The sequence below is a fragment of the Parcubacteria group bacterium CG10_big_fil_rev_8_21_14_0_10_36_14 genome, from assembly GCA_002772895.1.
In the GTDB taxonomy this organism is placed as follows: Bacteria; Patescibacteriota; Patescibacteriia.
The window spans coordinates 1-4,569 of record PFCS01000060.1; the positions used below are offsets into that span (position 1 = coordinate 1).

5 protein-coding genes are annotated in these 4,569 nt (G+C 35.9%); 2 read left to right on the top strand and 3 right to left on the bottom strand.

Features of this window, described 5'->3' with window-relative positions:
* Window positions 1-99 precede the first annotated feature (99 nt).
* Entirely contained in the window at window positions 100-1,146 is a 1,047-nt protein-coding gene (locus tag COU51_04610) for a hypothetical protein (GenBank protein ID PIR66306.1), read from the bottom strand.
* 5 nt (window positions 1,147-1,151) lie between these two features.
* The gene (locus COU51_04615; protein PIR66307.1) at window positions 1,152-1,697 is read right to left on the bottom strand and encodes a hypothetical protein; all 546 of its coding nucleotides are present in this window, start codon (window positions 1,695-1,697) and stop codon (window positions 1,152-1,154) included.
* Window positions 1,698-1,952: 255 nt separating this feature from the next.
* Here COU51_04615 and COU51_04620 point away from each other — a divergent pair, with 255 nt between their 5' ends.
* Together COU51_04620 and COU51_04625 are read left to right on the top strand one after the other, a co-directional pair.
* Complete coding sequence (locus COU51_04620) at window positions 1,953-2,270, top strand: hypothetical protein (GenBank protein ID PIR66308.1); 318 nt, start codon at window positions 1,953-1,955, stop codon at window positions 2,268-2,270.
* Window positions 2,271-2,475: 205 nt separating this feature from the next.
* A complete protein-coding gene (locus COU51_04625; GenBank protein PIR66309.1) occupies window positions 2,476-3,969 on the top strand; it encodes a hypothetical protein in 1,494 nt (497 codons plus the stop codon).
* A 91-nt stretch (window positions 3,970-4,060) separates the two neighbouring features.
* Here the strand turns inward: COU51_04625 and COU51_04630 are convergent, their stop codons facing one another.
* Window positions 4,061-4,396, bottom strand: a complete 336-nt coding sequence (locus tag COU51_04630) for a hypothetical protein (GenBank protein PIR66310.1) — start codon at window positions 4,394-4,396, stop codon at window positions 4,061-4,063.
* Between the last annotated feature and the right edge of the window lie 173 nt (window positions 4,397-4,569).

A 4,569-nucleotide genomic window follows, 5' to 3' on the forward strand; every position in this document is an offset into this window, starting at 1 on the left:
GAGATTGCCACAGGCTGAGTACAGCCCTCGCAATGACAGAAGGGGTGGTGAGATTGCCACAGGCTGAGTACAGCCCTCGCAATGACAGTTAATATACCATTACTCTTTTGTTGAACTCGCACTCTCGGCTGTTATTGTTACCATTTCCGGTGCCTTCTCTGCAGTACTGCTTGATATAACGACAGTTCCTGATACTATGTTTACAAGATTTTTTGCTTCTACCAACTTATCCACAACCGTTGCCATATCATTATTACCAAAGGCTTCTTTAGCTTGAACCAAAACTGCGTCCGCTTCTTTTGTCGCGCCTTGGGCTATAACATTTTCCGTATCTCCCCTTACTTCATTAACTTTGGCTTCAACAACTTTTATCTTTTCTCCTACCTTATTCATAAGAACATCATCCAAAACTCCGTCTGTCTCTTGAGTTCTTTTAACAATCATTTCTATCGCTTTTATTCCTGCATCATTTACAGCGTCTGTTGCTTTTTTTACCTCTGACTGAACTCCCGTAGAAGCAATCTCTGTTGCTTTTTGCAAAGCAGTGCCATATTCTTCTGTTTTTCTATCCACTATTTTTGCCGCTTCTACCGCTTTTGTCGGAGTATTTTGACCTCCAAAATTTTCTAAACTACTTTTTACCGCTGTTATCTGTTTATTAAAATCTTGCACTGCCGTCATTGCGTTAGCTTCTGTATTATTCGTATAAGGAGCTTCTAGTATTTTTCTCATCTCTTCTAAACGCCTTGCGGCAAACTCTGCTCGCAAAGGCACTTCATTACTTTTTGATGTAAAAGAAACCTGAGCGTTTTCCGCCATAATTTTTACAGTATAAAGTGTATCACCAGGCAAACTATTATATGATGCAGAAACCGTTGCCGCCCATCCTCCAAAAACAATTCCGAAAATCGCCATTGCTGTTAAAACCGGTTTTACTACAAAATTAAAAACCGAATCTGGCATAATGGATTGAACCGCCTGCCAAACATATACTGGAGTTATCTTCACTCGTTCCTCTTTTCCATTATTTTTTATCTGCATTAAAAGAATCTCTTTATTTCTCGTCAAAAACTCCGGTCTCGGAGCGCCGGCATCATTTAATGTTTTTAGTTGTTTTAATGAGTTTATTAACTCTTTGTTATTCATATATGTTATTCTTGTGGCTCTATCACTCTTTTTAGCGATCCCAGAGCCCTATGTATCAAAACCCTTGTATTGTTTTGAGATTTTCCAATAATTTTTGCAATATCGCTTATAGAGATATCATCAAAAAATCTCAGAACGATAACTTCGCTATATTCATTTTTAAGGCTTTTAATAGCTTGTAAAATTCTTTTCTCGCTTTGCTTTGAATCTATCTTATTGGCAATTCCGATATTAGCTCCTATTTCTATGGAAATAGGCTCTTCGTATGATTTCTTTTTTGCTTGAAAGCGATAAAAGTCAATTACCAAATTTCGCGCTATAGAATATAAGAGAGCATTTAAGTTTTTTACCGGCTGGCCTTCATTAATATATTGCCAAGCCTTTAAAAACGTTTCAGAAACAATGTCTTCCGCATCTGCTTGAGTCGCAACCTTAAAATAAATAAAACGATAGATTCGCGATGCGTACCTATCGTATATCATTCCGTATGCTTCAGTGTCGTTTAGTGTCTTTATCCTAAACAGAAGGTATTTGTCTTTAAACGTTTGCATAAATTAAGACGTGAGAATAAGAGTAATATTACACCTAATATAACGGATTTACCAAAATAATCTTAATAAATATCTAAAATTAGGCATTTTTTATTTTTTATCTGCCACCCTATAAACCTGTAATACAAAATAAAAGTTCTCTTTGTCAAGACTAGTCTTGACAAAGAGAATAATATACAGGTATAATTAAAATAGATATTAAAAAACCTGAAATAATATCAGGGACTATAGAGTAGTATAAACTAATTATAATATATGTCAACAAAAAAAGTAATACGCTTAGCCGTATCAGAAGCCGCAAAAATATTTGGTATTCATGAACGCACTATAAGGCGAGCAATAAAAAGCCATGAGCTTCATTATGTCGTTGTCCAAGGGCGTTATAAAATAAATTTTGACAGCTTACTAAAATGGTCTCAAAAAGACGCTGTCATAAGGAATAAAACCAATAAAAACGGAATCGGACAGTTTGTAGATAAGTGGAAAATCACCAGCACACTTTATAGCCCAAATCCGGGGCTAACAGAAGAAGGCGCAAAAAAAAGCGACGAACCGGAAGAAAAAACCGCCTAATCTAAGGTGGTTTTTATATTTTATAAATAAAAAATACCAAAGTAGTTTGACTTGGGGCATCGAGGCGAGGAGGAGGCACCTTGAGCCCCAAAATCAAACCGCTTTGGCATTTTTATAAGTTTTATATAACCTTAACATAAAAATAAAATATTGTCAAGCAGGGTATTTAGGGGTATTATAAGTAATACCGAATTTAAGCTTATTTATGCAAATAAATCTCCAAAACAATTTATATAAAGAGCTCGTTTTTACCATTAAAAAATACCATCCAAAAGCTGATTTGGATTTATTGGAGTTAGCTTATGAATTTGCTGATAACGCCCATAAAGGCCAATTACGGACCTCTGGCGAGCCATATATCAACCATCCTATCCATACGGCTCTTACTCTCGCAAAAATGAAATTAAACATGCCGATTATTATTGCCGCCCTACTTCATGATGTTCCAGAAGATACAAGCAGAACCATAAAAGAAATAGAAGCTAATTTTGGTGAAGATGTTGCTTCTATGGTTGGAGGCATCACAAAACTCGGCAAAATAAAATATCGCGGAATGGAAAGATACATAGAAAATTTGCGTAAAATGTTTATTTCTATGGCATCTGACATTAGAGTTGTTTTTATAAAATTTGCCGACCGCCTGCATAATTTGGAAACATTAAATGCGCTATCTCCAAAAAAACAATATCGTATAGCTCTGGAGACGCTGGAAATATATGCTCCAATTGCTAATCGTCTTGGCATGGGAGAAATTAAAGGACAGCTGGAAGATCTGGCTTTTAAATATGTTTATCCAAAAGAATTTAATTGGGCATATTCGTTAATTCAAGAATCTTATAACAAGAAAAAAATAAACCTTGAAAAAAGCATAAACGAAGCCGGTCATTTTTTAAAAAAAGAAGGTATCACTCCCCTTGCCATTCATGGCAGACGCAAGCATATTTATAGTTTATATAAAAAAATCCTTCAAAAAGACCGCAACATAGATAAGGTTTATGATATAATTGCTGTTCGTATTATTGTAAAAAATATTTCCGATTGCTATGCCGCCTTGGGAATTGTCCATCAATATTGGAAGCCACTAAAAGGTAGAATTAAAGATTATATCGCTCAACCAAAACCAAACGGATACCGCTCACTTCATACCACGGTATTTACTGACAGTGGTGACATTATCGAAGTACAAATAAGAACCGAGGAAATGCACGACAAAGCAGAGTTTGGTATTGCATCCCATTGGGTTTATGATGAAGCGGGAAAAAAAGCCGTAATCGGCAAGGAGCTTTACTGGATGCAAGAATTGGCAAAGGTTCAAAAAAATATTGATAATAAAAAAGAATTTTTAGAGGGGCTTGAATCACTAAAAATTGATGTTTTTCAAAGCAGAATATTTGTCTTTACGCCAAAAGGAGATGTTATCGATCTGCCGGAAAATGCTACGCCGATTGATTTCGCCTATGCTATCCATTCGGACATTGGCGACAAGTGCACCGGTTCGGTTATAAATGATCAAATTCAATCATTAGAAACTTCGCTAAAAAGCGGGGATGTTGTGCATATTATTACCAATAAGGATAGACGAGGACCATCTCCTGATTGGATAAAAATAGTAAAAACACGTAATGCCAGAAGTAAAATAAGAGCATACCTAAATACAAAAAAAGCTAATTGGTTAGGAAGAATCGGATTAAAAAAATAAAAAACCGCTAAAATCATTTAGTGGCTACACATAGCGGTTATTCATCATCTGATGATGGATAAAGTTCGTCCAATTCTGCCATCGCATCCTTTTACTCAGGTGACCCCAAAAACAATGTAACCTTTCCTGAATTAAGTAATAACTCGCCTTCCGTAAGACGCAATATCTGCATTTGCTCCATTACTGCCGAGGGATTGGGAGCCGGCAACGACAATCTTGCTGTTTTTCCTTCAAGCCATATTCTTCTTTGCAGTTCCTGACATTGCTCATATAACTCTTCGTGCATCCCAATCAATTGTTTTTGCTTTTTAAGAGCGCTCTCTGATTGCAATCTGCGTGTTTCTTCATTAAATCTCTCCACTTGCAGATTATAAACATCAACTGCTTCACCCAAACTCCAAAGATATTTCTTTTTAGAATCAGCCAAAGCAAGCTCAATTCCTTTTTTTCTGCTTCTTTCCGAAAAAAATAAAAACAGAGATTAATGGTGGTAACATTGCCAAGGAATAAAAATGGACAGAAAAAAAGAAGAGACAGTCAGTAATCCAACAATTGCAATAAGGGTCATCGAAAATAAACAAAAAAAAGATATATAAATGG

Excerpts from the sequence above, each read along its gene's own strand:
- COU51_04615 (PIR66307.1), bottom strand. The coding sequence starts at position 1,697 with ATGCAAACGTTTAAAGACAAATACCTTCTGTTTAGGATAAAGACACTA.
- COU51_04610 (PIR66306.1), bottom strand. The coding sequence starts at position 1,146 with ATGAATAACAAAGAGTTAATAAACTCATTAAAACAACTAAAAACATTA.
- COU51_04625 (PIR66309.1), top strand. The coding sequence starts at position 2,476 with ATGCAAATAAATCTCCAAAACAATTTATATAAAGAGCTCGTTTTTACC.
- COU51_04620 (PIR66308.1), top strand. The coding sequence starts at position 1,953 with ATGTCAACAAAAAAAGTAATACGCTTAGCCGTATCAGAAGCCGCAAAA.